The organism is Candidatus Regiella endosymbiont of Tuberolachnus salignus, assembly GCF_964020115.1.
Lineage (GTDB): Bacteria > Pseudomonadota > Gammaproteobacteria > Enterobacterales > Enterobacteriaceae > Regiella > Regiella insecticola.
This window is the reverse complement of the sequence record NZ_OZ026542.1, coordinates 1,284,546-1,311,197: the sequence shown is the minus strand read 5'-3', so window position 1 is coordinate 1,311,197 and position 26,652 is coordinate 1,284,546. Positions and strand designations below refer to the sequence as shown.

Here is a 26,652-nt window from a genome sequence, read left to right as displayed (position 1 = left end):
GAAACCGATAGCGTAGACATACTACGTGATTCGGTGAGTACCCGCAGCCAACATGAAAGGCGAAGGGTATAATCTGTGCAGATCATTACTCAAGTAAACATCGGAGAAAATAAAAAATGCGAGTACTGAAATTTGGGGGCACCTCAGTAGCCAATGCACCACAATTTATGTCTGTTGCCAATATTGTTGAAAACAATGCAAATAAAGAAAAACAAGTGGCAATTGTGTTATCTGCGCCAGCCAAAATTACTAATTATTTAGTCACTATGATCGACACGGTCATAGCAAAACAAGATGTGTTACCGATCATTAATAACGCTAAACAAATTTTTTCTGATTTAATCTTAGGACTTGCTCAAGCGCATCCCAACATAGCTGAACAATCGTTAAACAATTTGCTAGCACAAGAATTTACACAATTGACACAATCGCTGCATGAGATCTCTTTGTTAGGGCATTGTCCCGCTGCTATTAATGCCACTATTATTAGTCGTGGTGAAAAACTTTCTATTGCAATAATGGCCGCATTGTTACAAGCAAAAAAATTTGAGGTCACGGTGATTGATCCAGTTGAAAATTTGCTGGCTCAAGGAGATTATCTTGAATCCACCGTAGATGTGGCTGCCTCTACTTTACGTATTGGTGCTAAAAATATCCCGACCACTCACATTATACTTATGGCGGGTTTTATTGCGGGTAACGATAAAAATGAATTGGTACTCTTGGGGCGCAATGGCTCCGACTATTCCGCGGCAGTATTGGCGGCATGTTTACAAGCGGATTGTTGTGAAATTTGGACTGATGTTGACGGTGTTTACACCTGTGATCCACAAGTGGTACCCGATGCAAAATTGCTGAAATCACTCTCCTATCAAGAAGCGATGGAGCTTTCTTATTTCGGTGCTAAAGTACTTCATCCACGTACCATTAGCCCTATTTCTCAATTTAAGATACCTTGTTTGATTAAAAACACCTCTAATCTACAAGCGCCAGGAACGTTAATTAGCGATCAAAAGAATGATGACGACAATTATTTAGTGAAAGGGATTACTAATCTGAATCATGTCGCCATGATTAGCGTCTCAGGGCCAGGAATGAAAGGCATGGTCGGGATGGCCGCACGGGTGTTTTCTACTATGTCGCGTAGCGGCATTTCTGTGGTGTTGATCACTCAGTCTTCCTCCGAATACAGCATCAGTTTTTGTGTGCCGCAGCAGCAATTATCACTGGTTTTAGCCGCGTTAGAGCAAGAATTTGTTCCCGAGCAAAAAGAAGGATTGTTAGATGTATTAAATGTCATCAAAGATCTGGCTATTATCTCGGTCATTGGAGATGGAATGCGTGCACAATGTGGTATCTCCGCTCGTTTTTTTTCCGCTTTAGCACATGCTAATATCAATATTATTGCGATCGCACAAGGCTCTTCTGAACGTTCTATTTCTGCGGTAATAGATAATCGTATGGCGACAACCGGGGTTCGTGTTTGTCACCAAATTTTATTCAATACGAATCAAATCATTGAGGTTTTCATCATCGGTATTGGTGGCGTAGGTAGCGCATTAATCGAACAAATTCATCGACAAAAAAATTGGCTGAAACAAAAGCATATCGACTTACGGGTGTGCGGGATTGCCAATTCTAAAACTATGTTGACGCACGCTGATGGTATCCCCCTCACCCATTGGCGGGAGGCACTCAAATTGTCGACAGAAAAATACCACCTGCATCATTTTCGCGATCTGGCGAAAAAAAATCATTTACTTAATCCGATTATTGTTGATTGTACTTCCAGTCAAGAAATCGCCGAACAATATGTCGACTTACTCCAAGAAGGCTTTCATGTGGTGACGCCGAATAAAAAAGCCAATACGGCGTCAATGGATTATTACAATCAATTACGGATCACCGCAACGCAATCACGCCGTAAATTTCTCTATGATACTAATGTCGGCGCGGGTTTACCTGTGATAGAAAATTTGCAAAATTTGCTTAATGCCGGCGATAAGTTAGTCAGATTTTCGGGGATTTTATCCGGTTCACTTTCTTTTATCTTCGGTAAATTAGATGAAGGCATGACGTTATCAGACGCCACTGCTGAAGCGAAAAAATTAGGCTATACCGAGCCGGATCCGCGTGATGATTTGTCAGGAATGGATGTAGCACGTAAGTTGTTGATTATAGCTCGAGAAGTCGGTTTTAAATTGGAATTGAATGATATTAAGGTGACATCTGTATTATCAGCAGAGTTTGATACTTCAGGTGACATTGCTACTTTTATGCGCCGTTTACCGTCGGTAGATGAAAATTTTAGTAAAAAGATAAAAAAAGCCGGTGAAGAAAATAAAGTATTGCGTTACGTTGGCAAAATTGAAGAAAACGGCGATTGTACAGTGGGTATAGAAGAGATTGATAGTCATGATCCACTCAACAAAATCAAGAATGGTGAAAATGCATTGACCTTCTATAGCCGTTATTATCAGCCATTACCTTTAGTACTACGCGGCTATGGTGCTGGTAATGACGTCACTGCAGCGGGTATATTTGCTGACATTTTACGCACATTATCTTGGAAGCAGGGAAATTAAAGATGATTAAAATTTTTGCGCCCGCATCAATAGGTAATGTCAGTGTCGGTTTTGATGTGTTAGGGGCGGCGGTATCTCCTATTGATGGCTTCCTTCTGGGTGATTGTATCAGCATTGAAGCAGCTAATTGCTTTAGTTTATGCAATGAGGGGCGCTTTAAAGGCAAATTGCCACAAAATGAGAAAAAAAATATTGTTTATCAATGCTGGGAACGTTTTTGTAAAGAAATAGGCAAAGAGATAGCGGTAACGATGCGGCTAGAAAAAAATATGCCGATCGGCTCAGGTTTGGGCTCTAGTGCCTGTTCAATCGTCGCGGCTCTCGTTGCGTTAAATCAATTTTGTGGCCATCCTTTAAAAGAAGCCGCGTTATTATCGATGATGGGTGAGATGGAAGGAAATATCTCTGGGGGAGTTCACTATGATAATGTCGCACCTTGTTATCTGGGTGGTATGCAATTAATTCTAGAGGCAGATCAGTGTATCAATCAATTCATTCCTGGTTTTGATGATTGGTTATGGGTCATGGCTTATCCCGGGATTAAAGTTTCTACCCTCGAGGCGAGACGCATTTTACCTGATCAATACCGCAAACAAGATTGCATCGACTATGGACGTCGTTTAGCGGGATTTATCCATGCTTGTCATACTAAACAACCCGAGTTAGCGACGAAATTGATGAAAGACGTGATCGCCGAACCCTATCGCACTCAGCTGTTACCTGGTTTTGATACCGCTCGCCAAGAAGTAATGAAAAAAGGGGCTTCGGCTTGTGGCATTTCAGGCTCGGGTCCTACTTTATTTGCGATCTGTAATAAGAAAGAGGTAGCAGAAGAGATAGCTAATTATTTGAATGATAATTATCTGCAAAATGACCAAGGTTTTGTTCATATCTGCCGTCTTGCTCGCACTGGCGCTCGTCAATTATCGGAATAATATATGAAATTTTACAACTTAAAAGATAACCACCAGCAAGTCAGTTTTATCCAGGCGTTAACACAGGGCTTGGGAAAGCAACAAGGCTTATTTTTTCCACTTGAATTGCCGGTATTGGAATCAACAGAGATAGATCACCTGTTAAAGCAAGATTTTGTCACCCGCAGTAGCCGTATTCTCTCTACTTTTATTGGTGATGAAATTACGCCGGAGATCATGCAGAAAAAAGTGAAAGCGGCCTTTACCTTTCCAGCTCCGCTAACAACCATCAGCGAAAAAATAGCGGTACTGGAGCTATTTCATGGCCCGACATTAGCATTTAAAGATTTTGGCGCGCGTTTTATGGCGCAAATGTTAGCGACAGTGGCTACCGATAAACCGGTTACTATCTTAACCGCCACCTCTGGGGATACGGGCGCGGCAGTGGCGCATGCTTTTTATGGTTTGCAAAACGTCCGTGTTGTCATCCTCTATCCGCGTGGAAAAATTAGTTCATTGCAAGAAAAGCTATTTTGCACCCTAGGCGGCAATATTGACACTGTCGCTATCGACGGTGATTTTGATGCTTGCCAAACCTTAGTCAAACAGTCTTTCGACGATACAGAAATACGGCAGAAAGTGAATCTAAATTCCGCCAACTCGATCAATATCAGCCGATTACTGGCGCAAATCTGTTATTACTTTGAAGCCGTCGCGCAATGTCCTCAAGAAGCGAGAGATCAATTGGTGATCGCCGTACCCAGCGGCAACTTTGGTAATTTAACCGCCGGTTTATTGGCTAAATCACTTGGGCTACCGATCAAACGTTTTATCGCCGCTACCAATGCTAACGATACCGTGCCACGTTTTTTAAGCAGCGGAAAATGGCAGATTAATCCAACGGTAGCGACTTTATCGAATGCCATGGATGTTAGTGCGCCAAACAACTGGCCACGGGTTGAAGAATTATTTCGCCGTAAGAAATGGTCGTTACAGGATTTAGCTTATGGCGCAGTCAGCGACAAAACAACGCAAGATGCCATGCGTGAACTCGCAACACTGGGATATATCTCAGAGCCTCATGCTGCCATTGCTTACCAGGTATTGCGTGAAAAATTACACCAGGATGAGTTCGGTTTATTTTTAGCAACGGCACACCCGGCGAAATTCAAAGAAAGTGTCGAATCTATTTTGCAACAGCAACTGCCGTTACCCGAAGCCTTAGCAACCAGAATAAATTTACCCTTGCTTTCACATTATTTACCGGTGGATTACGCTCAATTACGCGCTTTTTTACTTCAGCAGTCTCAATAACGCCCCAAACTACCTCCATAGCGGCGCGTATACCCTTCGTCTTGTTAACCGCGCGGGTATAGCCGTTTGGGGAAGTCATTCATCGCGGCTCTGATCGTTTAAATACCAGCTCATTTTTTACTGATAGCCCAGGATCAAATGCATACCCTTGGCAATTAAAATCACGTAATTGTTCTATTTTTTTTAATCGATTTTTAATAATAAAACGGCTCATCAATCCCCGCGCTTTTTTAGCATAAAAACTGATTACTTTATATTTACCGTTTTTTTCATCGAGAAAAACGGGTTTGACCAAGGTGCCTGCCAATTTTTCAGGTGTTAATGCGTTGATATATTCATCAGAAGCCAGATTAATCAGCACCGCATCTCCCTGTTTTTCTAACGCCTGATTTAATTGTTTGGTTAAACTATCTTGCCAAAAAGCATAAAGATCTTTGCCGACGGGATTAATTAATTTCGTCCCCATTTCTAGACGATAAGGCTGTATTAGATCAAGCGGGCGTAATAAACCGTATAAACCAGACAATATGCATAAATGGTGTTGCGCAAAATCAAAATCAGCCTCGGTGAAATGCTGTGGCTGCATACTAATATAGGCATCCCCTTTAAAAGCTAAAATAGCCTGACGGGCGTTCTGTAACGTCAATTTAGTTTGCCATTCATTAAAACGTTTTACATTTAGCGTGGCCAGCTTATTGCTGATTTTCATCAGACCGGCGAGCTTTATTGGCGTAAGCGTACGACAAATATCAACTAACCTTTGTGATTGGTCGAGCAATTTAGGCTGAGTGAATTTGTCGGTTGCCAATGGACTTTGATAATCAAGCGTTTTAGCAGGAGAAAGGACAATAAGCATAATGATATCCATTTTGGTATAAGCAGATCAGGATGTTAAATTAGCAAAAAAATAATGTGCAAGGCGAAGGGTATATACGAGTACCATAAAGGTTGATATCAATAGTAATATAGTCTGCATGAAAAAATTGGATCTATTTTGAATACAGTGATAGGTATTAGGGCGCAACAAAAAGAACGCACGCGACGCTCTCTTATTGCAGCCGCTTTTAGTCAATTGAGAGCAGAACGGAGTTTTGCTAGCCTGAGTTTACGAGAAGTATCTCGTCAAGCCGGGATTGCACCAACTTCATTTTATCGGCATTTCCGTGATGTGGATGAGCTGGGACTAACCATGGTTGATGAAAGCGGCCTGATGCTGCGACAACTTATGCGCCAGGCGCGTCAGCGTATTGCTACAGGCGGCAGTGTGATTCGTACCTCTGTAGCGACATTTATGGAATTTATTGATAATAATCCCAATGCTTTCCGTTTATTATTGCGTGAACGATCTGGCACATCGGCGGCGTTTCGGGCAGCAGTTGCGCGTGAAATTCAACATTTTATTGCTGAATTGGCAGATTATTTGGGACAAAAAAGTAACATGCCAAGTCATTTCACTAAAGCGCAAGCAGAAGCCATGGTTACCATAGTGTTTAGTGCAGGTGCGGAAGCACTTGATGTTGATATTGAACAGCGGCGGGGGTTAGAAAAACGCTTAATATTACAGCTCCGTATGATTGCTAAAGGGGTCTATTATTGGTATCACCGTGAACAAAAAAATCGATAACACAGAAATCTTTTATGCTCGCTGATACTTTAGACTGCTTGCCTAACCTACTGCGTGTTGTAAATTTTGCGTTGCGCAGTAGGCTTCGAAAGGGGTCAAATGAAACGATGCTAGCCGATTGGTTATATTAGCGCCGACACTTGAGCTGGATGCTCACTTAAATTGAAAATATTTTACGTAAATAATTAGGAACAGCATCATTGGTATTAGATCCGATCATTTTAAGCGCCGGTAACGACTCTTTCAGGCGGCCGTGAGCATTTTCCATAATGCAACCTTTGCCTACCATGGAAAGCATCTCCAGATCATTCATACCATCGCCAAAAGCGATGCAATTTTCAAGTGAATGCCCAAGCTTTTCTGCTACCCGTGCTAATGCATTCCCTTTTGACACCCCAGCGCCCATCACTTCCAAACAATTCGGTAATGAGAAGCAAACATTAACACGATCCCCCCAGCGAGCCTTAATCTCTTTTTCTAACGGCAATAATTTTTCATGATCATGAGAAAGAAAGTAAATTTTACAGACCCCATCAGTAGGCAACAGTTCGAGTGTCGCAATCTGATAATTAAAAATGGATTCGTGGAAGAAGGCAGCTTGTTCTGGACTTTCACGATTAATATACCAGTCGTCATTACGATAAATATTTGTCAGGATTTCCGGATTATTCGCTTCTATCGAGTAGAGAGCAGTAACAATATCATGGTCAATGTTGTCACTGAATAATAATTCTCCGGCAGTATTATGTACGCGGGCGCCGTTAGAGGTGATCATAAAAGCGTCGATGGCTACGTTGGCGCGGATTTGTGTAACATCAATATGATGGCGCCCAGTGGCAAAAACAAAGTGTATTCCTCGTTGAGTCAATAATTTAAGTGTTTCTTTAGCATAAGGAGACAATTTATGATCAGCCGATAATAAGGTGCCATCTAAATCTGAAGCGACAATATGATACATAATGATATATTAGACCTCTGTTGAAACCGTAGTGAATGATGCGAAGCCAACAACGCGGCAGCTTTAAAGGCGAAGGGTATAAAAGTTATCTTCACAATCCATCGACATGCTCTCGTATCACCTTAAGAAATGAAGTGCCAAAACGCTCCAATTTTATTTTTCCTACTCCGTTGATATTAAATAATTCATCAACTGTAATCGGAATTTGCTCTGACATTGCCAATAAAGTGGCATCGTTAAACACGACATAGGGAGGAACATTGGCTTCATCTGCCATCGATTTACGCAGTTTACGCAATTTAGTGAATAATTCGTGATCACTTTTTTTATGAGCATATTTTTTATGCGTCGCATTTTTGTGGCCTTGAGCACCGCTGGAATAGGGCTGATCTTTGCTATTTTTTCTCGTTTTAAAATCAAAGATCCGTGGCACCGCCAACGATAAAGAGACTTCAGCGCGTAATATTGGCCGTGCTGCTTCTGTCAACTGTAGTGCAGAAAACATTTCAATATTTTGGCGGAGCTTACCCAAATGAATGAGTTGACGTAAGATACTCGTCCAATGCTCGGCCGTTTTTTCCCGGCCAATACCGTAAACTGAGAGTTTATCGTGACCCAGGGCATGAATACGTTGATGACTTGAGCCCCGTAGCATTGCAACAATATAGCCCACGCCGAACCTTTGACCGACTCTATATACACAAGACAACACCTTTTGTGCGTCGATCAATCCATCATACCGTTCAGGCGGATCAAGGCAGATATCACAGTTGCCACAAGATTGGGATCGATATTCACCGAAATAATTGAGTAATATTAACCGACGGCAAGTTTGTGCTTCTGCAAATGCGCCCATCGCATTTAATTTATGACGTTCAATATTTTGTTGTTCGCTAACCGGTTTTTCTTCTAGGCAATGCCGCAACCATACCATGTCTGACGGATCATACAATAACATGGCTTTAGCTGGCAGCCCATCACGCCCTGCTCGGCCAGTTTCTTGATAATAAGATTCGATGGTTCGCGGAATGTCAAAATGGATCACGAAACGGATGTTCGGTTTGTTGATCCCCATTCCAAAGGCAACTGTCGCGACCACAATTTGTAAATCATCACGTTGAAATGCTTCTTGCACCTGTGCACGTACCAGGCTATCCAGGCCAGCATGATAAGCGGCGACACTTAATCCTCGATTCTGTAAGCGAGCGACTGTGCTTTCTACTTTCGCCCTGCTATTACAATAAATAATGCCGCTTTTTGCTCCTTGTTTCCCCACTAAACGACACAACTGCTCTAAAGGCTTAAATTTTTCGATTAACGTATAACGGATGTTGGGACGGTCAAAACTATTGATTTGAATCAAAGGGTGGTGCAAATTCAGCAAACGGATAATATCAGCGCGTGTTACTTCATCAGCAGTGGCGGTTAACGCAATCACCGGTAAATGAGGAAAACGCAGTTTTAATTGGTTTAATGCGCGGTATTCTGGCCGAAAGTCATGACCCCATTGTGAAATACAGTGGGCTTCATCTACGGCTAACAATGCGGGAGAAAAAAAAGACAATTGCTGAAGAAAATTTTCAGCTACTAGACGCTCAGGAGCAATGTATAGCAATTTAATTTTGCCACTACGGCATTTTGCTATCACTTCTGATTGTTGTTGCCAAGTTTGAGACGAGTTTAAACAAGCCGCCGTGACACCATAGGCCAGTAATTGATCAACCTGGTCTTTCATCAATGAAATCAGTGGAGAAACCACTAGCGTCAATCCTTTCATCACTAACGCGGGGATCTGATAACACAAAGATTTACCGCCACCGGTTGGCATGATCACTAAACAATCTTGCCCTGATAAAATGGCAGCAATAATTTCTTTTTGTCCAGGTCTAAATTGCTGATATCCGAAGACATCGCGCAATATCTCTGTGGTGAATTGTTCTTGATTTATCGATACTTCGGTAGGCACTGTCTCTCCCAACAATGAAATGATGACAAGCTCAAGTTCCAGCGAATAATTTAAGCAAGGCTGCTACCAGCGCCGCTTGCGCAATCAATAACCCAGCTACCCATTTGATTAAATCTGATTTAGCACTTTCTATTTTCATGTCTATCTTCATTTCTATATTTTTTTCTAGCGAGGCAATATCTTGTTTTAGCAAGGCGATATCTTGTTTTGTCGCCAGCCGATTCTCTATCAAATTAGCCTGTTCTGATGCCAGTACCTCTGCTTGCGCTTCTGGCATCCCTGCCTTGGTCAGTTTTTTAACAAAATTGTGCGTGTCAAACACCAAACTGGACATAGTAGATTCTCTTTTATTTAACCAAGGCGCTTCAATCATCAGCGATGACAGACTTAAACTCCAGCGAATAATTTAAGCAAGGCTGCTACCAGCGCCGCTTGCGCAATCAATAACCCAGCTACCCATTTGACTAAGTCTGACTTCACACTTTCTATTTTTATTTCCATATTTTTCTCTAGCAAAGCGATATCTTGTTTTGTCGCCAGCCGATTCTCTATCAAATTAGCCTGTTCTGACGCCAGGATCTCTGCTTGTGCTTCTGGCATCCCTGCCTTGGTCAGTTTTTTAACAAAATTGTGTGTATCAAACACCAAACTGGACATATTTGGATCTCCATTATTTTTTTCGAGTATAAGTAACCTCTTTTATTTAACCAAGGTATTTTTAGAGAAGCGCAATATTCATATAACTGCCTAATTCCTGCTGCTCAACCTGTTCAAGATAAGGAATGCTGCCAAGTAAGGGTGAAGGTAACAGCAGGCGCTGCAAAGTTGCCATATATTCTTTGTGCCATTGGCTTTCAACCGGCAGTATATTATTCGCTACCCACCCTGCTAAAGGTAGCCTCGCATGCTTAATGGCCATGGCCGTGAGTAACGCATGATTAATGCAACCCAGTTTAATACCTACCACTAATATTACTGGCAATTTTTCTTGCTCCACCCAATCAGCAAAAGTGGTATTGTCCGATAAAGGGGTAAACCACCCTCCCGCGCCTTCGATCACCAACCAATTTGCTTTTTTTTCTAATTGCTGTAATCCCTGTGATAATGCGGATAATGTGATCTTTTGGTTCGTGGCGGCGCTAGCAATATGAGGTGATGTGGCTTCGATAAAGGCAAATGGATTGATTTGTTGATAATCTAACGCCTTATTACAGCTATTAGCTTGCAACGCAAGTCCGTCAGGGTTACGTATACCGACAGAGGTCATCAGGCTACCCGATGCTACTGGCTTATACCCAACGCTTTGATATCCCGCTAACTTAGCCGCCTGTAATAACGCACAACTGACGATTGTTTTACCGACATTGGTATCTGTGCCGGTGATAAACCAACGCTTATACCCTTCGCCTTTCAAGTTACGGCGGCGTTGGCTGCGGGCGCTCGCCGAATCACGTAGTATGTCTACGCTCATCGGTCTCACCTCCTTGCCACCTTGCCGTAACTCGAAATTCATTGGGTATATACCCTTCGCCTTTGAAGCCGCCGCGTTGTTGGCTACGGGTGTTCGCCCGAATCACGTAGTTATGTCTACGCTCATCGGTCGGTCGCCCTGGCCGCCTAGCGGCAACTTGAAGGACTGTGGGTATAGTCACGATAAATCACTCCGTAAACAAGTTGATAACTGAGTGGATAACCTCGCCTGTTGACAGGGTAAGCCGCCTGTAGGGTGTTCAGTTTTTGACGACCGGTCAGCCCTTTTTTTCGTCCATGATGCAAATGTGTGGCACCAATGCCTTGCAAGGAACGCATGAGCATAAACACATCAGAGAAAAAAAATTGATGTAAACGGCAGCTTAAATGATGATGGTAATTTGCACAGACCGCTTGGATTTGTGCCACAGAAGGGAAATCATTAATATGCCGATGGCCATCGACATGTTTCCAAGCGCGTCCGAGTTCATCCAAAGATCCTTCAGCCAGCGTGGAAAAAATAATGATACCGCCAGGCTGTGTCACCCGATATAACTCTGCTAGTGCCGTCGCTAAACTATGGCACCATTGCATCACCAAATTACTAAAACAAATATCTATTTTTTTGTTGAATAACGGAATATGCTCAATGTCTCCAAGCAGATAAGTGTCAGCTGACTGCTGTTTTTTTGCTTGATGTAACATAGCTTCAGATAGATCCAAGGCGATCACCTCTTTACCTAAATTACGCCAATAGCGACTAAAATAGCCGGTACCGCAACCGGCATCTAGTACTGATCGACCATAATCATTATTTGTATCGTTATTCATCAAGCGACCTGCAATATCCAATAAATCTTCACCACTTTTCCGTTGTAATTGTGCGGCTGCATCATAGCGCGTCGCCGCGCGGCTGAATGCTGCAGCGATCGCGCTTTTATCAACATTTTGCGTGATTAATGGCATCTAAAACCTCCAACAACCGATCAATATCTGTAGCACGATGCGCGGCTGTCAGTGTAATGCGTAGCCGCGCGGTTCCAGGAGGCACCGTCGGTGGACGGATCGCCGTGATCCATAGACCCTGAGAACGTAATTGATTAGCCAATAATAATGTTTGCTTATTATCTCCAACCAACAGTGGCTGAATAGCACTATCAGATGGCAGTAACGGTAGATGTAAATTAGCCGCCCCAGAGCGAAATTGCTTAATGCGTTGCTGTAGTTGATCACGTAAATCATCACCTTGTTGGATACGTATCAATGCAGCCTGCAGCGCACAAGCCTGAGCGGGAGGCATGGCAGTGCTGTAAATGAGGTGACCTGAAAATTGCAGCAAATATTCGGCAACCTCTTTTTGGCATAATACCGCGGCTCCACTCAAACCAAAGGCTTTGCCAAAGGTAATCACTAGTAGCTCAGGTTGGATCCCTTGCTGCCAACAACTGCCCCGCCCCTGCTCTCCACGGACACCGATACCGTGCGCATCATCGACTAATAACCATCCGGCGGCCGCGGTGACTTTTTGTTGTAGCTGACTGAGCGGCGCACTATCTCCTTCCATGCTAAACAGCCCTTCTGTGATCACCAATGTTTGACCGCTACAAGGTTTGTCCAATAATTTTTGTAAAGAATCGGGTTGATTATGATGAAAGCGGCGTAACTGTGCCGGTGAATGCATCGCCGCTTCTAGTAACGAAGCATGGCTGAAACGATCAGCTAATATTCGATCTTTAGCCATAATGAGAGTCGTTAATAACGTTTGATTAGCAACATAGCCAGAGATAAAAAGTAAAGCCCGTGGATAACCTAACCAATCCGCTAATTGTTCTTCGAGTTGTTGATGAGGCAGCGTATAACCAGTCACATGGCCGGAAGCGCCACTGCCAACCCCATAGCGTTCAGCGCCCTGCTGCCAGGCGGCTATTATCGATTTATTTTGACTTAGCCCCAAGTAATCATTACTAGAAAAATTAATATACTTTTTATTATTAATCAGCAATCGACAACAGCCAACAGCTTGATTTGGCTGACGAGTACGATAAATATTAGCGCTCTGTCGTTGTTGTAAGCGTTGTTTTATTCTCTGTTGCCAATTCATGCAAAGGATCCTTGGTTAAATCTACTGCGTGTTAAGACCTAATTTGGCGAATAGCTGAAGATCTTTATCTTCATTAGGGTTGGCGGTTGTTAAGAGTTTTTGGCCATAAAAAATTGAATTAGCGCCGGCCATAAAACACAACGCTTGACTCTGCTCATTCATTTTTTCTCGCCCGGCAGAAAGACGAACAAATGAAGTGGGCATCATGATGCGCGTTACTGCGATGGTGCGAATAAATTCGAAAATATCTATATCCGGATTATTTTCCAGCGGTGTGCCTTTCACTTTTACTAACAAGTTGATAGGCACACTGGTCGGTGGGTGGGGTAAATTAGCGAGTTGTACCAATAAAGCGGCTCTATCACGGACGGTTTCACCTAAACCAATAATACCGCCCGAGCATATTTTTATTCCCGCTCGACCCACTTTATTTAAGGTATCTAACCGTTGTTGATAATGACGAGTGGTAATAATGCTGCGGTAAAATTCCGGAGAAGTGTCCAAATTATGATTGTAATAATCCAGCCCCGCTTTGGCTAAACACTCAGCCTGATCATGCTCCAAGGTGCCCAATGTCATACAGGTTTCCATGCCAATTGCTTTGACGCCTTCAACCATTTGTATCAAAGACGACATATCACGTTGCTGTGGGTTTTTCCATGCAGCTCCCATACAAAAACGGCTAGCGCCCGCCGCTTTTGCCTTGCGTGCTGCCATCAACACCTGTTCCACTTGCATTAACGGTTCATTTTTTAGCGCCGTTTTGTAACGCGCACTTTGCGGGCAATATTTGCAATCTTCTGGGCAAGCACCGGTTTTTATTGATAATAAAGTACTTATTTGTATTTGTAGTGGATCGAAATGTTGGCGATGGATCTTTTGAGCAGTAAACAACAATTCCAGCAAGGGTTGATCAAATAAATCCTGAGCTTGTTTGACTGTCCATTGACTGCATTCTGACATTGTTACGTCTCCTAAAGATAAAAGGCTGCGTCAGTTTAAAGTGACAAGCTATACTGTCAACTATTTTTTAAAAAAAAAGTTGACAATAGATGATTATAATAGCTCAAGATCTCGATTTTGATCGTGACCATATCTGGCACCCTTACACCTCCATGACCCAGCCCTTACCCTGTTATCCTGTGATAGCCGCGCGAGGCGTTGAACTGGAGTTAAATAATGGAAACAAGCTAATTGATGGCATGTCTTCATGGTGGGCGGCTATCCATGGTTATAATCACCCCGATCTTAACAACGCAATGAGTCAGCAACTGCAAAAAATGTCACATGTTATGTTTGGTGGCATTACTCACCAACCTGCCATAACCCTGTGCCGAAAATTAGTCGCCATAACAGCTCAACCACTCGAATGCGTGTTTCTTGCTGATTCAGGATCGATAGCGGTAGAAGTGGCCTTGAAAATGGCGCTGCAATACTGGCAAGCGAAAGGGAAAAAACGTCAGCGAATGTTGGCATTACGCCACAGTTATCATGGGGATACTTTGGCTACCATCTCGGTCTGTGATCCACAAAATGCTATGCATAGCCTTTATCAGGGATATATGACCGAAAATTTGTTTGCGTCGGTACCCCAATGTCAGGTTAATAGCGGCCAAAATGATAAAAAATTATTCGATCATTGGCGCGAAGATGGTATCAATGAATTTCGCACTTTAATTGAACAGCATGCGAGTGAGATCGCTGCTGTGATCCTCGAGCCTATTGTGCAAGGGGCAGGTGGCATGCGTTTCTATCACCCTAATTATTTAAAACAGGTTAGAGCGCTTTGCGATAAGTACAATATTTTATTAATTGCTGATGAAATCGCCACCGGTTTTGGCCGTACGGGTCAACTTTTTGCTTGTGATCACGCTCAGATCACTCCCGATATTCTTTGTTTAGGTAAAGCCTTAACCGGAGGATATATGACATTGGCGGCTACACTAACCACGCGTCATGTTGCTGAAACAATAAGCAAAGGTGATGCTGGATGTTTTATGCATGGTCCTACCTTTATGGCTAACCCGCTCGCCTGTGCAGTAGCGAACGCGAGTCTTGCATTATTGGAGAAAAATGGCTGGCAAAATCAAGTTAAAGCCATCGAAAAACAATTATGGCAAGCGTTATCGCAGTTAAAAGAGAGCCCACAGGTAGCGGATGTTCGGGTATATAGGTGCCATCGGTGTTGTCGAAATGAAACAACAAATCAATGTTGCTCAATTACAACGCCAATTTGTTGAAAAAGGGGTGTGGATCCGCCCCTTTGGAAAACTCATTTATCTCATGCCACCCTATATTATCCAACCCAAGCAGCTTACACAGTTGACTGATGCTGTCACGGCGATTGTAAATTCATGAGATATCCCCCTCGCCTTTGAAGCCGCCGCGTTGTTTGCTGCGAGCCTTCGCCCTCATGGTATGTCTACGCTCATCGGTCGGTCGCCCTGGCAGCCGAAGGCAGCTTCAAAGGCGAAGGGGATTAAGACGCTGTTCGCAATCTAATAAAAAAGCGCGGCAGCATATCAGCAAATGTACATTAATTGTGCTAAGATACGCCACGGGTATACAAAGATATACCCTTCGCCTTTCCAGTTACTGCGGCGTTGGCTGCTGGCATTCATCCTCTGTCATGTACCGATTCGATTGATTGCCGCCTTGCCGTAACTCGAAATTCATTGGGTATAAAATATGAAAAAAACGGTTATGAAAAAAATTGCCATAAAAAAAGTTTCAATTATCGCACGCTGTTTAGTCAATACTAAAATTTTTACGGATATGTCTGAAGCCGAGTCATCGATAGAAAAAATTTTTAATGATAGTTATTCTGAACATTCATTTGATGAATGGAATACTGAAGTATCAGAATTAAGTGCTAATCGTGTTATCGCGCGTGTCGCCATGGCATCGAAAGTCAGAGTGCGCAGTTTAATTCAAGAGTTGTGGAATCATTAACCATCATGATTTTCAATTTCAATATATTAAAACACCAAATTAACGTTTTCAGTGTAGTGATTTCCTCGGTTACGCATTAATATGTGACCGGGGAGCATAGCGGAATATTGTAACAGTGACTACGTTAAATGCTCTGTTAGCAAAATTCGCCGTAAACCCGCAGCAAACAACGCGGCGGCTTCAAAGGCGAAGGGGATATAAGGTGAAAAGCCTGAGGGCTTTAAGGACGGCTACATTAACGCCGCGCTGAATATCAAGCAGCAAAGCATATTTGAATTATAGGCGACGGGTCTCGTCGTTTCTGCCCATGGAGGCTTGCGTAAGACTTGCCATGCACAAGTGGCGGCCTTTGAAGTGGGAAGCCTCGCCCAATAGAGCGGGGAGCAGTCACCGTAATTAATTGGTTATCATAAGGGGACGAACAATGTCATTTGAAGTATTTGAAAAATTGGAAGCAAAAGTTCAACAAGCTATTGATACCATCACCTTATTACAAATGGAAATTGACGAGTTAAAAGAAAAAAATCAGGGACTATTTCAAAAAGGGCAAGAAGATACCAATACTATTGAAATATTGCAGCGTGAAAATGAGCAATTAAAACAAGAACAAAGTGTCTGGAAAGAACATTTAGAAAAAATATTAGGTAAAATGGACGAGGTCTAAGAGATTATTCAAAATCTTTTTAAGCATGAAAAAAGGATCAAAACAACGGCGTTGTTTTTTTACAAAAACAAGGACGTGAGTAAGCATTCTAGCTTTATTTGACCCAGTATTAACGAGCAACAAAAAATTTTCTAACAGATTAAAAGAACCAGAGCTACTGAAACTACAGCGCCCCGGAATAGTGCGGCGCGTTCTTCCCCGCATTAGTCTCTTTCGTTACGACGCCCCGGTATTTCAGGCCAAATACGACGAACGTGGATCGTAACCTCCTCACGATCATGATAAAGTTGCTTCGCTCGAATCGTAGCATTAGTTCCCTGTATGCCGAGCTGCCCTTCTAACCGCGCTAAATTTTTGCACACTTCTTCGTAACGTTTTTTCATTGGTAATTTAAGATTGAAAATCGCTTCACGGCACCACCCTTTGATTAGCCATTTGCTAATCAATTGCGTCACTTTCGCCGGTTTTTCCACCATATCACAGACCAACCAATAAATTTTGTTACTGGTCGGTTCATATTTAAAACCATCAGCACGAACATGAGCCACCTGGCCTCCATCGATTAACCGCTGATCTATCATGCCATTGTCAATAGCTTGTACCCTCATACTCCGCTGTACTAACTGATAAGTCCAGCCGCCAGGACAAGCGCCGAGATCAACCGCATGCATACCGCTAGCCAGGCGGTCTTCCCACTCATCAATGGGGATAAAAACATGAAAAGCCTCTTCCAATTTTAATGTTGAGCGGCTAGGAGCATCAGCAGGCAATTTGAGGCGAGGGATCCCCATATAAAAAGGTGAATTATTATTGCTGTAAGAGTAACCGACATAACAACAACCTGGAGCAATAAAAAACACATGGATGACTGGTTGAGAAGGCGCATAGTTCGTCAACAATATTTTGTGTTCACGCAAACATTTACGCAATGGTACGGTCAGTTTACGACAAAATTTCAGCAACTCTTTGCTCTTATTCGTATCAGCGACCTCTACCCTTAATTCGCCGCCATTTTCGATGACACCGATTAGCATACCAACAATCGATGATATTCGATCATGTGACGGTAAATGACGTAGTAATTCTCCAACAACCATCATCTGGCGAGCAAAAATAAGCTCGCAAAAAGGTAACTCCCTAATCAAGCGATCTGCATCATCAGGCTGGTAACATTCAAATAATACATAACCACTTTTTTCTTTTACTCGCGCAAAACCAAATACATCGTACTCAGCCGCTTTAGCGCTTATTTCTGCCGCACATTCTTTTTCAAAACCTGCGCGGCAATATAGAGCAATTTTATTCATCGTGTTTAACTGTTTAGTCCCAGCATTGGGTAGATTGGATGCAGGGTAAATTGTTCTGGTTCTTTTGTCTATATTTTGCAGATGAACGCATAAGGTGTGAGACTTTTCAGGGTTGTGCTGAAAAGCGTCATTGGCAGGGAAAATATCATGTTCAAGTGATCGTCATTCTTTTTTTTACTCACTGGGTGATAGTAGCGAAAACGTCATGTTTTAACACTTGGTACTTTAACAAATAACAATCAGCCGTCATCATCATGCAGAGATAAATCCTTGCCGATTGCTTTTTCTGTTTTTTCTTTGAACTATGGGTTTAATTAAGGGGCTCTAGCTTTTCCAGTAATACACCACATTCTATATGTTGGGTATAAGGAAACTGATCAAATAAGGCGAGACGACTGATTTTATGAGTATGTTGTAATTGCTCAAGGTTGCTACATAAACTAATAGGATTACAAGAAATATAAATGATACGCGAATAAGTACTCGCCATTTTGACCGTAGTATCATCTAATCCGCAGCGAGGGGGATCGACAAGAATAGTTTCACAATGATAACTTCTTAGCTCAATATCTCGTAAACGATTGAATTGACGCTGCCCTGCCAACGCTTGAACAAGTTCTTCTGCCGACATCCTGATAATAGTGACATTATCAATACCGTTAACAGCAATATTAAATTGAGCAGCGGCAACTGAGGGCTTTGCAATTTCAGTGGCTAATACCCGTCGAAAATTCCTCGCGAGTGCTAATGAAAAATTACCATTACCACAATAGAGCTCGAGTAAATCCCCTTGAAAATTTTTGCTGACGTCAATCGCCCATTCCAACATATGAATATTTACTGCAGCATTCGGTTGAGTAAAGCTATTTTCTATTTGTCGATAAATGATGTCACGACCTGCAATAGATAGCACTTCATCCACATGATCCTGATCAAGAATAACTTTAGTTTTAGCAGCACGCCCAATCAGCTGCAGATCAAAACCTTGCAACCGTAACTGATCTCGTAACCTGATGGCCTGTTGCTGCCATTCTTCATCCAGCTTGCGGTGATATAGCAGAGAAGCAATAATTTTATTGCTATACGTTGATAAGTAATCAATCTGGAACAATTTATGTCGTAAAATAGGTTGATTTTTAATGATGCTAATCAATATTTTCATCAAACGGTTGATCAATTGACTGGCGATTGGAAAATATTCTACCCGAATGCGTTGCTTCGTTTCAGGAACAAACATAATGTGATAGAGATCATCCCCATCATGCCAAACACGAAATTCAGCTCTCATACGGTAATGTTCTATCGGAGAAGAAAATGTCTCTACTTCGGGCACCTCGAATTGAGACAGGATATCTTTCAAGCAATCGACTTTTTTTGCCAATTGCTGATGGTAGTCGTGAGTGGAACATTTTTTAAAGGTAAAATAGTCGGGGATCATGCAAATTCTCGGCTAACTTAGTGATGAAAAAAGACGGCGATGGGTGCGATTGTAGAGAAAGTGATGTTGAAGTCTAGCTTGAGAGTAATTTATCGCTATTATACCCTTCGCCTTTCCAGTTACTGCGGCGTTGACTGCTGGCATTCATCCTCTGTCATGTACCGATTCGATTGATTACCGCCTTGCCGTAACTCGAAATTCATTGGATATACCTATACCCTTCGTCTTTGAAGCCGCCACGTTGTTGGTTGCGAGCCTTCGCCCTCATGATATGTCTACGCTCATCGATCGGTCGCCCTGGCAGCCGAAGGCAACTTCAAAGGCGAAGGGTATATATAGAATTATTTGAAAATAATATCAAAATCTTAATTTTTTTCTCTCGATAGAAGCACATTATTGTAGTATTATCGAACAAAAAATGAACGAGTGATTAACCGTTTGTTCAACTTTAACGTCTATATACTCACAGTCCTTCAAGTTTGCCGCTAGGCGAACACCCGTAGCCAACAATGCGGCAGCTTCAAAGGCGAAGGGTATATATTAAAAGGGTAATTTATATGGATCGATATACTCGCTCTAATGGTTCCATTGTCGAACGTGCTATGGGTATACAGACGTACATGGCACAGGTTTATGGTTGGATGACTTGTGGTCTATTATTAACCGCTTTCGTCTCCTGGTATGCTGCTAACACCCCGGCGCTCATGAATTTTATTTTTTCTAGCCAGATCACTTTTTTTGGACTAGTTATTGCCCAATTAGGATTAGTGTTTGTTATTTCGAGTATGATTAATCGTCTGAGTGGCGCTTTGGCAACCAGTTTATTTATGTTTTATTCTGTGTTGACCGGTTTAACTATGTCCAGTATTTTTATCACTTATACCGGTTCATCGATTGCCAGTACTTTTGTCATTGCTGGTGGCATGTTTGGTGCCATGAGCCTTTATGGGTACAGTACTCAGCGTGATCTGAGTGGCTTTGGCAATATGCTATTTATGGGTCTGATTGGTATTCTGTTGGCTTCAGTGGTTAATATTTGGTTGAAAAGCAATGCGTTAATGTGGGCAGTTACCTATCTTGGTGTCGTGCTGTTTGTTGGTCTAACCGCCTACGATACGCAAAAATTGAAAAATATGGGGAATCAATTAGATGCTAATGATACCGAGGGATTACGCAAATACGCTATCGTTGGTGCCTTAACGCTATACCTTGATTTTATCAATCTATTCTTAATGTTATTGCGTATCTCCGGCAGTCGACGTTAATCGATTGAAATATAATCAAGTCAGGGCATTTTTTAGCCGCGCATGAACTACTGATGCTTGCAACGGATTTTACCGCGAGGCGAGGCATTGGATAACGATTCGATTGTTGATAACAATTTTTCGGCTTGATGTGCTGCTAGTTGTGCATCAACAGGTAAATACCACCAATGGGATTGAGCAAATGCGCGGCATTTTACGGCATCCTTTTCAGTCATAATCAAAGGTTGTTCCGGATCGGCTAAGGCCAGTAATTGCTCTAATGAATAATTTTGATGATCGTCAAAGCTATATTCTTTTTTAGCCGTAATACCTAATTGCTTTAATGTTAAAAAAAAGCGGGCAGGATGACCAATGCCCGCCATAGCTACCACCTGTGGTAGTGCTTGAACAGGCTGTCGTTTTCCCGTAACCAGATTGACAGCTTCATTGGCTTGCAACCGCATCGAAATTTCACCCGAGGCGGCATGCCCACCATTAGTGATAATTGCATCTACCGAGTTAAGCCTAGCTGCTCGTTCACGCATCGGGCCTGCAGGCAACCACCAGCCATTACCAAAACGGCGCATACCGTCAATAACAACCAGTTCAAAATCTCGGTGTAACCCATAATGCTGCAAACCATCATCAGCTATCACCAGATCCAATGGATGCAACATTAACAACGCTTTTATAGCTTCAGAACGTTTAGGTGATACAGCAATTGGCACACCGGTACGTTGAAAAATGAGCACGGGCTCATCACCAGCCTGTTCTGTGGTTGTATACTGTGTTAACACTAACGGATAAGCTATTGCTTTGCCACCATAACCACGAGACACCACCCCTACTCTTAATCCTCGCTGCCGAAGTTGTTCCACTAACCAGATAACTAAGGGAGTTTTGCCGTTTCCTCCAACAGTGAGGTTTCCAACTACTACCACAGTAACAGGTGGCCGCCAGACGGTCTGTAAGCCAATACGGTAACTAAAGCGAATCAGCCAAGTCACCAGTCCATATAGCCAAGATAATGGCAATAATAAAAAATAAAGCCGTGATCGGCCAAACCAAAGATATTCAATCATGGATTAAATTGTATACGATGAAGCTGAGCATAAACCCCTTTTTTCGCTAATAGCTCTCGATGTTGGCCTCGCTCGACAATCTGGCCATCCTCTATGACTAAAATTTCATCTGCCTTTTCGATAGTGGATAAGCGATGGGCAATAATTAATGAGGTACGGTTTTTTTGTAATTCATCCAATGCAGCTTGAATGGCATATTCAGATTCAACATCTAATGCCGAGGTCGCCTCATCAAGAATCAATATCGGACAATCACGCAGCAGAGCACGTGCAATGGCAATACGCTGACGTTGACCACCTGATAGCATGACACCATTCTCGCCAATCACAGTATCAAGCCCATTTTCCATTTTTTCAATAAAATCGCTGGCATGCGCCATCTTTGCCGCGTTTTCTATTTTTTCACGGCTATATTGTTTGTCTCTAGCATAAGCAATATTATTCGCTATCGTATCATTAAATAAATATACGTTCTGTGATACTAATGCGATCTGATTACGTAAAGAATCTAATTTATAATCACGCAAATCTCTCTTATCGATTAGGATATTGCCCTTATTAATATCATAAAAACGAGTGAGTAAATGGGCTATCGTCGATTTTCCGGCGCCAGAACGTCCAACCAGTGCCACTGTTTTGCCTGCCTGAATATCTATATTAATGTTAGTGAGTACAGGGATTTTTTTGTTTGGATAACAAAAAGTGACATTATGAAATTCAATATTTCCTTTTACCCGCTTTACTTTTAATTTACCTTCGTCTTTTTCTTGTTCTGTATCTAGAATGGCAAATAGCGTCTGGCAAGCAGCCATACCTCGTTGAAATTGAGCGTTAATATTTGTTAGCGATTTTAATGGGCGCATCAATGCCATCATGGCCGAAAAAACCACAGTAATAGTCCCCGCTGTCAAGGTTTCCATCACACTAGGAAAGCTCGCTGCATACAATACGAAAGCGAGTGCAAAGGAAGCAATTAATTGAATAATAGGATCAGAAATTGATGAGGCAGAAACTATTCTCATTCCTTGCTGCCGCATTCGGTTACTTACCGCATTAAAACGCTCTGATTCAATTTTTTGGCCGCCGAAAATCAAGACTTCTTTGTGTCCTTTCAGCATTTGTTCTGCGCTCGTGGTCACTTGCCCCATCATATTTTGCATATTTTTACTGATATTGCGAAAACGTTTGGATACCACACGAATTACCAATGAAACAATAGGCGCGATAACGATCAGAATTAATGATAATTGCCAACTGTAATAAAACATCATGATGAACAGGCCGATAATAGAGGCTCCTTCCCGCACCACTGTAATTAATCCGTTAGAAGAAGAAGCGGCAACCTGCTCAGAGTCATAAGTAATACGTGAAAGCAGTGTCCCAGTAGACTGCTGATCAAAAAATGCTACCGGCATACCCATCATGTGGCTAAATAATCGACGGCGCATATACATGACAACTTTGCCAGAAACCCATGAAATACAGTAGGTTGAAATGAAACTTGTTATACCTCGTACTAGCATCAGACCAATTACGGCCAGAGGCATCCAGGTCAAAATTGAGCTATTTGCTTTACCAAAGCCCTCATCCAATAATGGTTTTAGCAACGACAACATAAAAATATCACTGGCTGCATTAAAAATTAGCGCTATTGCAGCTACAATTAAGCCTGTTTTAAAAGGAGCTATCATCGGCCAAAAACGGCGGAAAGTTTTCCAAGTGGAGAGATCGTGATCATTTATCATTAAAAAACAGGTCCCTGAAGAATTAACAGATCATGAGATTTATTACAAAATTTATGCGCCCGGTGCTATGTTAGGCCGCAAACTATTCGGCATGCCCTGTGGGATGTACCCCCTGTTAGCGAAATTGCGTGCCGCTGACACACACCAGTTTTATCAGTAGTTTCTTTTATTCATCATGTTCTCTGGCACCAAACCATTGATGATACCAACGAGGCATGTACTGCTCTCGATAGCCACTCACTTGCCAATTATTATCAAAAAAAAACAGGCTAATTTGTCCAGAAACTGAAGTATCACGCCAAGTTATATTATTTTTTTTGTAGCGGTGGCGTACCTTTTTTGACGGCAATCGCCATGAGTTATAACGTGCGACAGATGCCAATGCCAATGCAGGTTTCACTGCGCGTAGGAAAGGTGGAGTAGATGAAGTTTTACTGCCGTGATGAGGAACTTGTAAAATGGTTGAATCAAGTTTACCACCATGCTCACGTATCACTTGATACTCTCCCTTATTTTCTAAGTCACCGGTTAATAATACGCTATGTTTACCATCATCAATACGAATAACACAAGAATCGTCATTTTTACTATTTTGTGTCAAATTTCCTGGCCAGAGCACTTCAAAATTTAAGCCCTGCCATTGCCAACTATCTCCGCGTCTACAAAGCATAAATTGCTCCCGCTGAAAGTTGCTGACGGGATAAAAAGGTGCTCTTATATTCGCCTGTGGGAATGCCGCTATAAGTTCGGTCAATCCGCCAGTATGATCTTTGTGATCGTGGCTGAGAATAATTTGTTCAACATGAAGACCCCGCCAACTAAGATAAGGTAATATGACTTTCGATGCCATGCTACCTGCACTCCATTGCATTCCTGTATCAAAGATTAACGCTTTACCGGCGCGCTCAATGACAACAGCCAGACCGTGTCCAACATCCAGCATATCAACCCGCCAACGATACTCTTGTTTCCCGTAAGAAAATCCCCACAAAACGAAACATAATACTAATACCGCAATCGAATGACTTCGCCACCATTGAAAACGCCAAATGATTACTGCTAACCATCCACTGTAACTGGCTAATATTGAATTTTTTCCAACAGTTAACCAGCCTTTTTGTAGCGTATTTAAAGGAAAAAATATCATATTAATCGATAAATCAGCGGCGTACCATAACCATGAGGCAACTGCGGGCATTAGACTGGTGAGCACTGCCATTAGTACCGCCGGTACGGTAATAATGGATACGATCGGCACCGCCCACATATTCGCAACCAGAGCAGACAAGCTAACACCATGAAATAACCCGACTTGTAACGGCATCAGTAATAACAGCATACCTAATTGCAAATGTAGCCAGCGGAGCGGTAAATTGCGCCAATTTTTTCGGTTAGCGGGGTTAGTTTGTGATCTAACCGAAGTTAGGGGTACCCAATTCCACCAAAAAATAAGAGCGGCTACTGCCAAACATGATAACCAAAAACTATCTGATAATATTGCTAGTGGATCAGTCACTAGAATTAGCGCAAGTGTCCATATCCAAACCTGCCATGCACTGCATAAGACACCAAAACCACGTAATGCTAGCCATAGCGTTAACGCCAATGCTGCTCTTACTGTAGGGGGGCTAGCTCCAGCTAGCCATACATAAGATATTGCCATTAGCCATGAAAAAAATAATGGAAAACCTACGCCTACCCAATGGGCAGGAAAAGAAAATTGTATCGCTCTAGCCAGTAATGCGCCAAACGATGCAGCGATAGCAATATGTAATCCTGAAATAGCCATCAAATGAGCAGTACCTGTTTGCCGTAATAGCTGCCAATTTTTTTGATCAAGCAAATGCCGTTCACCAAAGGCTAATGCGAGCAAAATAGGATGATAGTTATAGATGCTGATTTGACGTTCAATACTGCTAATGATTCTTTGGCGAAAATTGCAATTGTTATTAATTATATTTGCGATAATTATTTTTCCTGATAAAGGCTGACGGTTAGCGATTGCCCAACGTTGGCTATCAAATCCCCCTTGGTTAAGTAAGCTGTGTATGGGTCTCATTCGTAATTTTAGTTTCCACTGTTGCCCAGCACAAAATGGTTTTAGCTCATCAGGCCAAATGACAGAGACCCTGACTGGTGGAAACAAACGTCGACCATCAATCTGATTAATCGCCAATACGACTTTTTGCTTGTCATGCTGTTTATTATCATCCGAAAGATTAATACTTTTAACCGTAGCAATAATATTGCTATCTCCTTGGGATAGGATATTAATCTGTGTTAGCAATGTGGTTCCATGCCAGCATCCCCAAAGAAAGCTAATAATGGCTAATGAAAAATATCGGCATATAACGTTATTGCTGACCCAAAGGGCTATTGTCAATACCATCAGGCTCACGAATAATTTATGCCCTGGTAATTGTGATAAAATAGCCAGTGGCAATATTCCTGAAAAAATGACCATTGCCATTTTGGTGAATGATAGGACGATAGGCCATGCCCCCTCTTAGAGCTAGTTCGAAATCTCTTAGACTTCACTCCCCTCGCTACGGTTTTGTAAAAAGTCTATTTTCAATTACGGTTTTTTTGTAATAAACAAAGTTTCTGATCATTGCCGTTTTTTTTCCATCGATTAAATTATATAGCGAGAGGCGGATCGAAATTTATTTGAAGGAAATGACAAAAATTAAAGGAATATTGTGATATTGCTCGAATAATAGGAGGGGAATATAAGGTGAAAGTGTATTAATAGACTTCTTGCAAAACATAAGTTTATTTTACAAGAAGCTAATAAAAAAAACGGCACTATATAAGTAGTACCGTTTAATTTCTGATCATATTGAAAGTTAAGACGTTACAGAGGGTTTAGCAGCACAGTCCACACAATCACGTAACTTTTTACCTGGTTTAAAATGGGCAACATATTTACTAGGTAAGTGAACTGAATCTCCGGTTTTTGGATTACGACCAATACGCGCAGGTCGATAATGGAGGCAAAAACTACCAAATCCTCGGATCTCGATGCGATTACCTTTACCTTTCGCCAATGTATCACCCATGCATTCAAATATCTCTCTCACTCCTTTATCTACGTCTTGAAGGGATATGTGAGAGAGGCGCTTATGAAGTCTTTTAATCAATTCAGACTTGGTCATATCACCTCCAAGTTTCTTAAATAAAACCAGCTATCCCCTTCGCTTTTGAAGCCGCCGCGTTGTTGGCTGCGAGCCCTCGCCCGAATCACGTAGTTTGTCTACGCTCATCGGGTCTCACGCCCTGGCCGCCTAG

At 42.2% G+C, this 26,652-nt stretch carries 22 protein-coding genes and 2 pseudogenes; 8 read left to right on the top strand and 16 right to left on the bottom strand.

Features of this window, described 5'->3' with window-relative positions:
* Positions 1-116 precede the first annotated feature (116 nt).
* Genes thrA through thrC form a run of 3 tightly spaced genes read left to right on the top strand, consistent with a single transcriptional unit; the run spans position 117 to position 4,813 of the window.
* Complete coding sequence (thrA, locus tag AACL30_RS06845) at positions 117-2,585, top strand: bifunctional aspartate kinase/homoserine dehydrogenase I (protein WP_339058121.1); 2,469 nt, start codon at positions 117-119, stop codon at positions 2,583-2,585.
* A gap of 2 nt (positions 2,586-2,587) precedes the next feature.
* The gene (gene thrB, locus AACL30_RS06840) at positions 2,588-3,520 is read left to right on the top strand and encodes a homoserine kinase (protein ID WP_339058120.1); all 933 of its coding nucleotides are present in this window, start codon (positions 2,588-2,590) and stop codon (positions 3,518-3,520) included.
* A 3-nt stretch (positions 3,521-3,523) separates the two neighbouring features.
* Positions 3,524-4,813 carry a threonine synthase gene (gene thrC / locus AACL30_RS06835; RefSeq protein WP_339058119.1) on the top strand — a complete coding sequence of 430 codons (1,290 nt, stop codon included), beginning with the start codon at positions 3,524-3,526 and terminating at the stop codon, positions 4,811-4,813.
* 79 nt (positions 4,814-4,892) lie between these two features.
* On the opposite strand, the gene yaaA is transcribed toward thrC, so the two are convergent.
* A complete protein-coding gene (gene yaaA / locus AACL30_RS06830; protein ID WP_339058118.1) occupies positions 4,893-5,669 on the bottom strand; it encodes a peroxide stress protein YaaA in 777 nt (258 codons plus the stop codon).
* Between the two features lie 150 nt (positions 5,670-5,819).
* On the opposite strand from yaaA, the gene fabR reads away from it, so the two are divergent.
* Positions 5,820-6,437 carry an HTH-type transcriptional repressor FabR gene (fabR, locus tag AACL30_RS06825; protein WP_339058408.1) on the top strand — a complete coding sequence of 206 codons (618 nt, stop codon included), beginning with the start codon at positions 5,820-5,822 and terminating at the stop codon, positions 6,435-6,437.
* A 157-nt stretch (positions 6,438-6,594) separates the two neighbouring features.
* Here fabR and yigL read toward each other — a convergent pair whose 3' ends face one another.
* The 9 genes and pseudogenes from yigL to bioB form a co-directional block, all read right to left on the bottom strand.
* Positions 6,595-7,395: a sugar/pyridoxal phosphate phosphatase YigL gene (yigL, locus tag AACL30_RS06820; RefSeq protein ID WP_339058117.1), complete on the bottom strand. Its 801-nt coding sequence runs from the start codon at positions 7,393-7,395 to the stop codon at positions 6,595-6,597.
* Between the two features lie 91 nt (positions 7,396-7,486).
* Entirely contained in the window at positions 7,487-9,361 is a 1,875-nt protein-coding gene (recQ, locus tag AACL30_RS06815) for an ATP-dependent DNA helicase RecQ (protein WP_339058116.1), read from the bottom strand.
* A gap of 31 nt (positions 9,362-9,392) precedes the next feature.
* Entirely contained in the window at positions 9,393-9,695 is a 303-nt protein-coding gene (locus tag AACL30_RS06810) for a DUF1640 domain-containing protein (protein ID WP_339058115.1), read from the bottom strand.
* A gap of 53 nt (positions 9,696-9,748) precedes the next feature.
* Complete coding sequence (locus AACL30_RS06805; protein ID WP_006704862.1) at positions 9,749-10,018, bottom strand: hypothetical protein; 270 nt, start codon at positions 10,016-10,018, stop codon at positions 9,749-9,751.
* A gap of 61 nt (positions 10,019-10,079) precedes the next feature.
* Positions 10,080-10,874: a dethiobiotin synthase gene (gene bioD, locus AACL30_RS06800; protein ID WP_339058114.1), complete on the bottom strand. Its 795-nt coding sequence runs from the start codon at positions 10,872-10,874 to the stop codon at positions 10,080-10,082.
* The gene (locus AACL30_RS06795) at positions 10,810-11,013 is read right to left on the bottom strand and encodes a hypothetical protein (RefSeq protein WP_339058113.1); all 204 of its coding nucleotides are present in this window, start codon (positions 11,011-11,013) and stop codon (positions 10,810-10,812) included. Before AACL30_RS06795 ends, bioD begins: the two co-directional genes overlap by 65 nt.
* Positions 10,979-11,797 carry a malonyl-ACP O-methyltransferase BioC gene (bioC, locus tag AACL30_RS06790; protein ID WP_339058112.1) on the bottom strand — a complete coding sequence of 273 codons (819 nt, stop codon included), beginning with the start codon at positions 11,795-11,797 and terminating at the stop codon, positions 10,979-10,981. The genes AACL30_RS06795 and bioC overlap by 35 nt, the downstream gene beginning before the upstream one ends.
* Positions 11,772-12,932, bottom strand: coding sequence for an 8-amino-7-oxononanoate synthase (gene bioF / locus AACL30_RS06785; RefSeq protein WP_339058111.1), 1,161 nt, complete (start codon positions 12,930-12,932; stop codon positions 11,772-11,774). The genes bioC and bioF overlap by 26 nt, the downstream gene beginning before the upstream one ends.
* A gap of 24 nt (positions 12,933-12,956) precedes the next feature.
* Positions 12,957-13,895: pseudogene (bioB, locus tag AACL30_RS06780) on the bottom strand (biotin synthase BioB); the annotation flags it as partial.
* An 89-nt stretch (positions 13,896-13,984) separates the two neighbouring features.
* Here bioB and bioA point away from each other — a divergent pair.
* The 3 genes and pseudogenes from bioA (at position 13,985) to zapB (ending at position 16,548) form a co-directional block, all read left to right on the top strand.
* Positions 13,985-15,290, top strand: a pseudogene (gene bioA, locus AACL30_RS06775) (adenosylmethionine--8-amino-7-oxononanoate transaminase).
* A 360-nt stretch (positions 15,291-15,650) separates the two neighbouring features.
* On the top strand, positions 15,651-15,884 hold the full coding sequence (locus AACL30_RS06770; protein WP_039907094.1) for a hypothetical protein: 234 nt from the start codon (positions 15,651-15,653) through the stop codon (positions 15,882-15,884).
* Positions 15,885-16,308: 424 nt separating this feature from the next.
* Positions 16,309-16,548, top strand: a complete 240-nt coding sequence (zapB, locus tag AACL30_RS06765) for a cell division protein ZapB (RefSeq protein ID WP_039906912.1) — start codon at positions 16,309-16,311, stop codon at positions 16,546-16,548.
* 203 nt (positions 16,549-16,751) lie between these two features.
* On the opposite strand, the gene rlmM is transcribed toward zapB, so the two are convergent.
* Both rlmM and trmA read right to left on the bottom strand, forming a co-directional pair.
* Entirely contained in the window at positions 16,752-17,855 is a 1,104-nt protein-coding gene (gene rlmM, locus AACL30_RS06760; protein WP_339058110.1) for a 23S rRNA (cytidine(2498)-2'-O)-methyltransferase RlmM, read from the bottom strand.
* A 310-nt stretch (positions 17,856-18,165) separates the two neighbouring features.
* Complete coding sequence (trmA, locus tag AACL30_RS06755; protein WP_339058109.1) at positions 18,166-19,293, bottom strand: tRNA (uridine(54)-C5)-methyltransferase TrmA; 1,128 nt, start codon at positions 19,291-19,293, stop codon at positions 18,166-18,168.
* Positions 19,294-19,850: 557 nt separating this feature from the next.
* Between trmA and AACL30_RS06750 the strand changes: the two genes are divergently transcribed.
* A complete protein-coding gene (locus AACL30_RS06750; RefSeq protein ID WP_339058108.1) occupies positions 19,851-20,558 on the top strand; it encodes a Bax inhibitor-1/YccA family protein in 708 nt (235 codons plus the stop codon).
* A gap of 47 nt (positions 20,559-20,605) precedes the next feature.
* Here AACL30_RS06750 and lpxK read toward each other — a convergent pair whose 3' ends face one another.
* The 4 genes from lpxK to AACL30_RS06730 all read right to left on the bottom strand — a co-directional run bounded on the left by lpxK (position 20,606) and on the right by AACL30_RS06730 (position 26,519).
* A complete protein-coding gene (lpxK, locus tag AACL30_RS06745; protein WP_339058107.1) occupies positions 20,606-21,619 on the bottom strand; it encodes a tetraacyldisaccharide 4'-kinase in 1,014 nt (337 codons plus the stop codon).
* The gene (gene msbA / locus AACL30_RS06740) at positions 21,616-23,364 is read right to left on the bottom strand and encodes a lipid A ABC transporter ATP-binding protein/permease MsbA (RefSeq protein ID WP_339058106.1); all 1,749 of its coding nucleotides are present in this window, start codon (positions 23,362-23,364) and stop codon (positions 21,616-21,618) included. Before msbA ends, lpxK begins: the two co-directional genes overlap by 4 nt.
* Positions 23,365-23,530: 166 nt before the next feature.
* The gene (locus AACL30_RS06735) at positions 23,531-25,834 is read right to left on the bottom strand and encodes a ComEC family protein (RefSeq protein ID WP_339058105.1); all 2,304 of its coding nucleotides are present in this window, start codon (positions 25,832-25,834) and stop codon (positions 23,531-23,533) included.
* A 376-nt stretch (positions 25,835-26,210) separates the two neighbouring features.
* On the bottom strand, positions 26,211-26,519 hold the full coding sequence (locus AACL30_RS06730) for an integration host factor subunit beta (protein ID WP_339058104.1): 309 nt from the start codon (positions 26,517-26,519) through the stop codon (positions 26,211-26,213).
* Positions 26,520-26,652 lie beyond the last annotated feature (133 nt).

What these genes read in the sequence shown, in the direction of transcription:
- thrA (WP_339058121.1), top strand. Translation starts at nt 117, where the DNA reads ATGCGAGTACTGAAATTTGGGGGCACCTCAGTAGCCAATGCACCACAA.
- thrB (WP_339058120.1), top strand. Translation starts at nt 2,588, where the DNA reads ATGATTAAAATTTTTGCGCCCGCATCAATAGGTAATGTCAGTGTCGGT.
- thrC (WP_339058119.1), top strand. Translation starts at nt 3,524, where the DNA reads ATGAAATTTTACAACTTAAAAGATAACCACCAGCAAGTCAGTTTTATC.
- yaaA (WP_339058118.1), bottom strand. Translation starts at nt 5,669, where the DNA reads ATGCTTATTGTCCTTTCTCCTGCTAAAACGCTTGATTATCAAAGTCCA.
- yigL (WP_339058117.1), bottom strand. Translation starts at nt 7,395, where the DNA reads ATGTATCATATTGTCGCTTCAGATTTAGATGGCACCTTATTATCGGCT.
- AACL30_RS06810 (WP_339058115.1), bottom strand. Translation starts at nt 9,695, where the DNA reads ATGTCCAGTTTGGTGTTTGACACGCACAATTTTGTTAAAAAACTGACC.
- AACL30_RS06805 (WP_006704862.1), bottom strand. Translation starts at nt 10,018, where the DNA reads ATGTCCAGTTTGGTGTTTGATACACACAATTTTGTTAAAAAACTGACC.
- bioD (WP_339058114.1), bottom strand. Translation starts at nt 10,874, where the DNA reads ATGAATTTCGAGTTACGGCAAGGTGGCAAGGAGGTGAGACCGATGAGC.
- bioC (WP_339058112.1), bottom strand. Translation starts at nt 11,797, where the DNA reads ATGCCATTAATCACGCAAAATGTTGATAAAAGCGCGATCGCTGCAGCA.
- bioF (WP_339058111.1), bottom strand. Translation starts at nt 12,932, where the DNA reads ATGAATTGGCAACAGAGAATAAAACAACGCTTACAACAACGACAGAGC.
- zapB (WP_039906912.1), top strand. Translation starts at nt 16,309, where the DNA reads ATGTCATTTGAAGTATTTGAAAAATTGGAAGCAAAAGTTCAACAAGCT.
- rlmM (WP_339058110.1), bottom strand. Translation starts at nt 17,855, where the DNA reads ATGAATAAAATTGCTCTATATTGCCGCGCAGGTTTTGAAAAAGAATGT.
- trmA (WP_339058109.1), bottom strand. Translation starts at nt 19,293, where the DNA reads ATGATCCCCGACTATTTTACCTTTAAAAAATGTTCCACTCACGACTAC.
- AACL30_RS06750 (WP_339058108.1), top strand. Translation starts at nt 19,851, where the DNA reads ATGGATCGATATACTCGCTCTAATGGTTCCATTGTCGAACGTGCTATG.
- lpxK (WP_339058107.1), bottom strand. Translation starts at nt 21,619, where the DNA reads ATGATTGAATATCTTTGGTTTGGCCGATCACGGCTTTATTTTTTATTA.
- msbA (WP_339058106.1), bottom strand. Translation starts at nt 23,364, where the DNA reads ATGATAAATGATCACGATCTCTCCACTTGGAAAACTTTCCGCCGTTTT.
- AACL30_RS06735 (WP_339058105.1), bottom strand. Translation starts at nt 25,834, where the DNA reads ATGGCAATGGTCATTTTTTCAGGAATATTGCCACTGGCTATTTTATCA.
- AACL30_RS06730 (WP_339058104.1), bottom strand. Translation starts at nt 26,519, where the DNA reads ATGACCAAGTCTGAATTGATTAAAAGACTTCATAAGCGCCTCTCTCAC.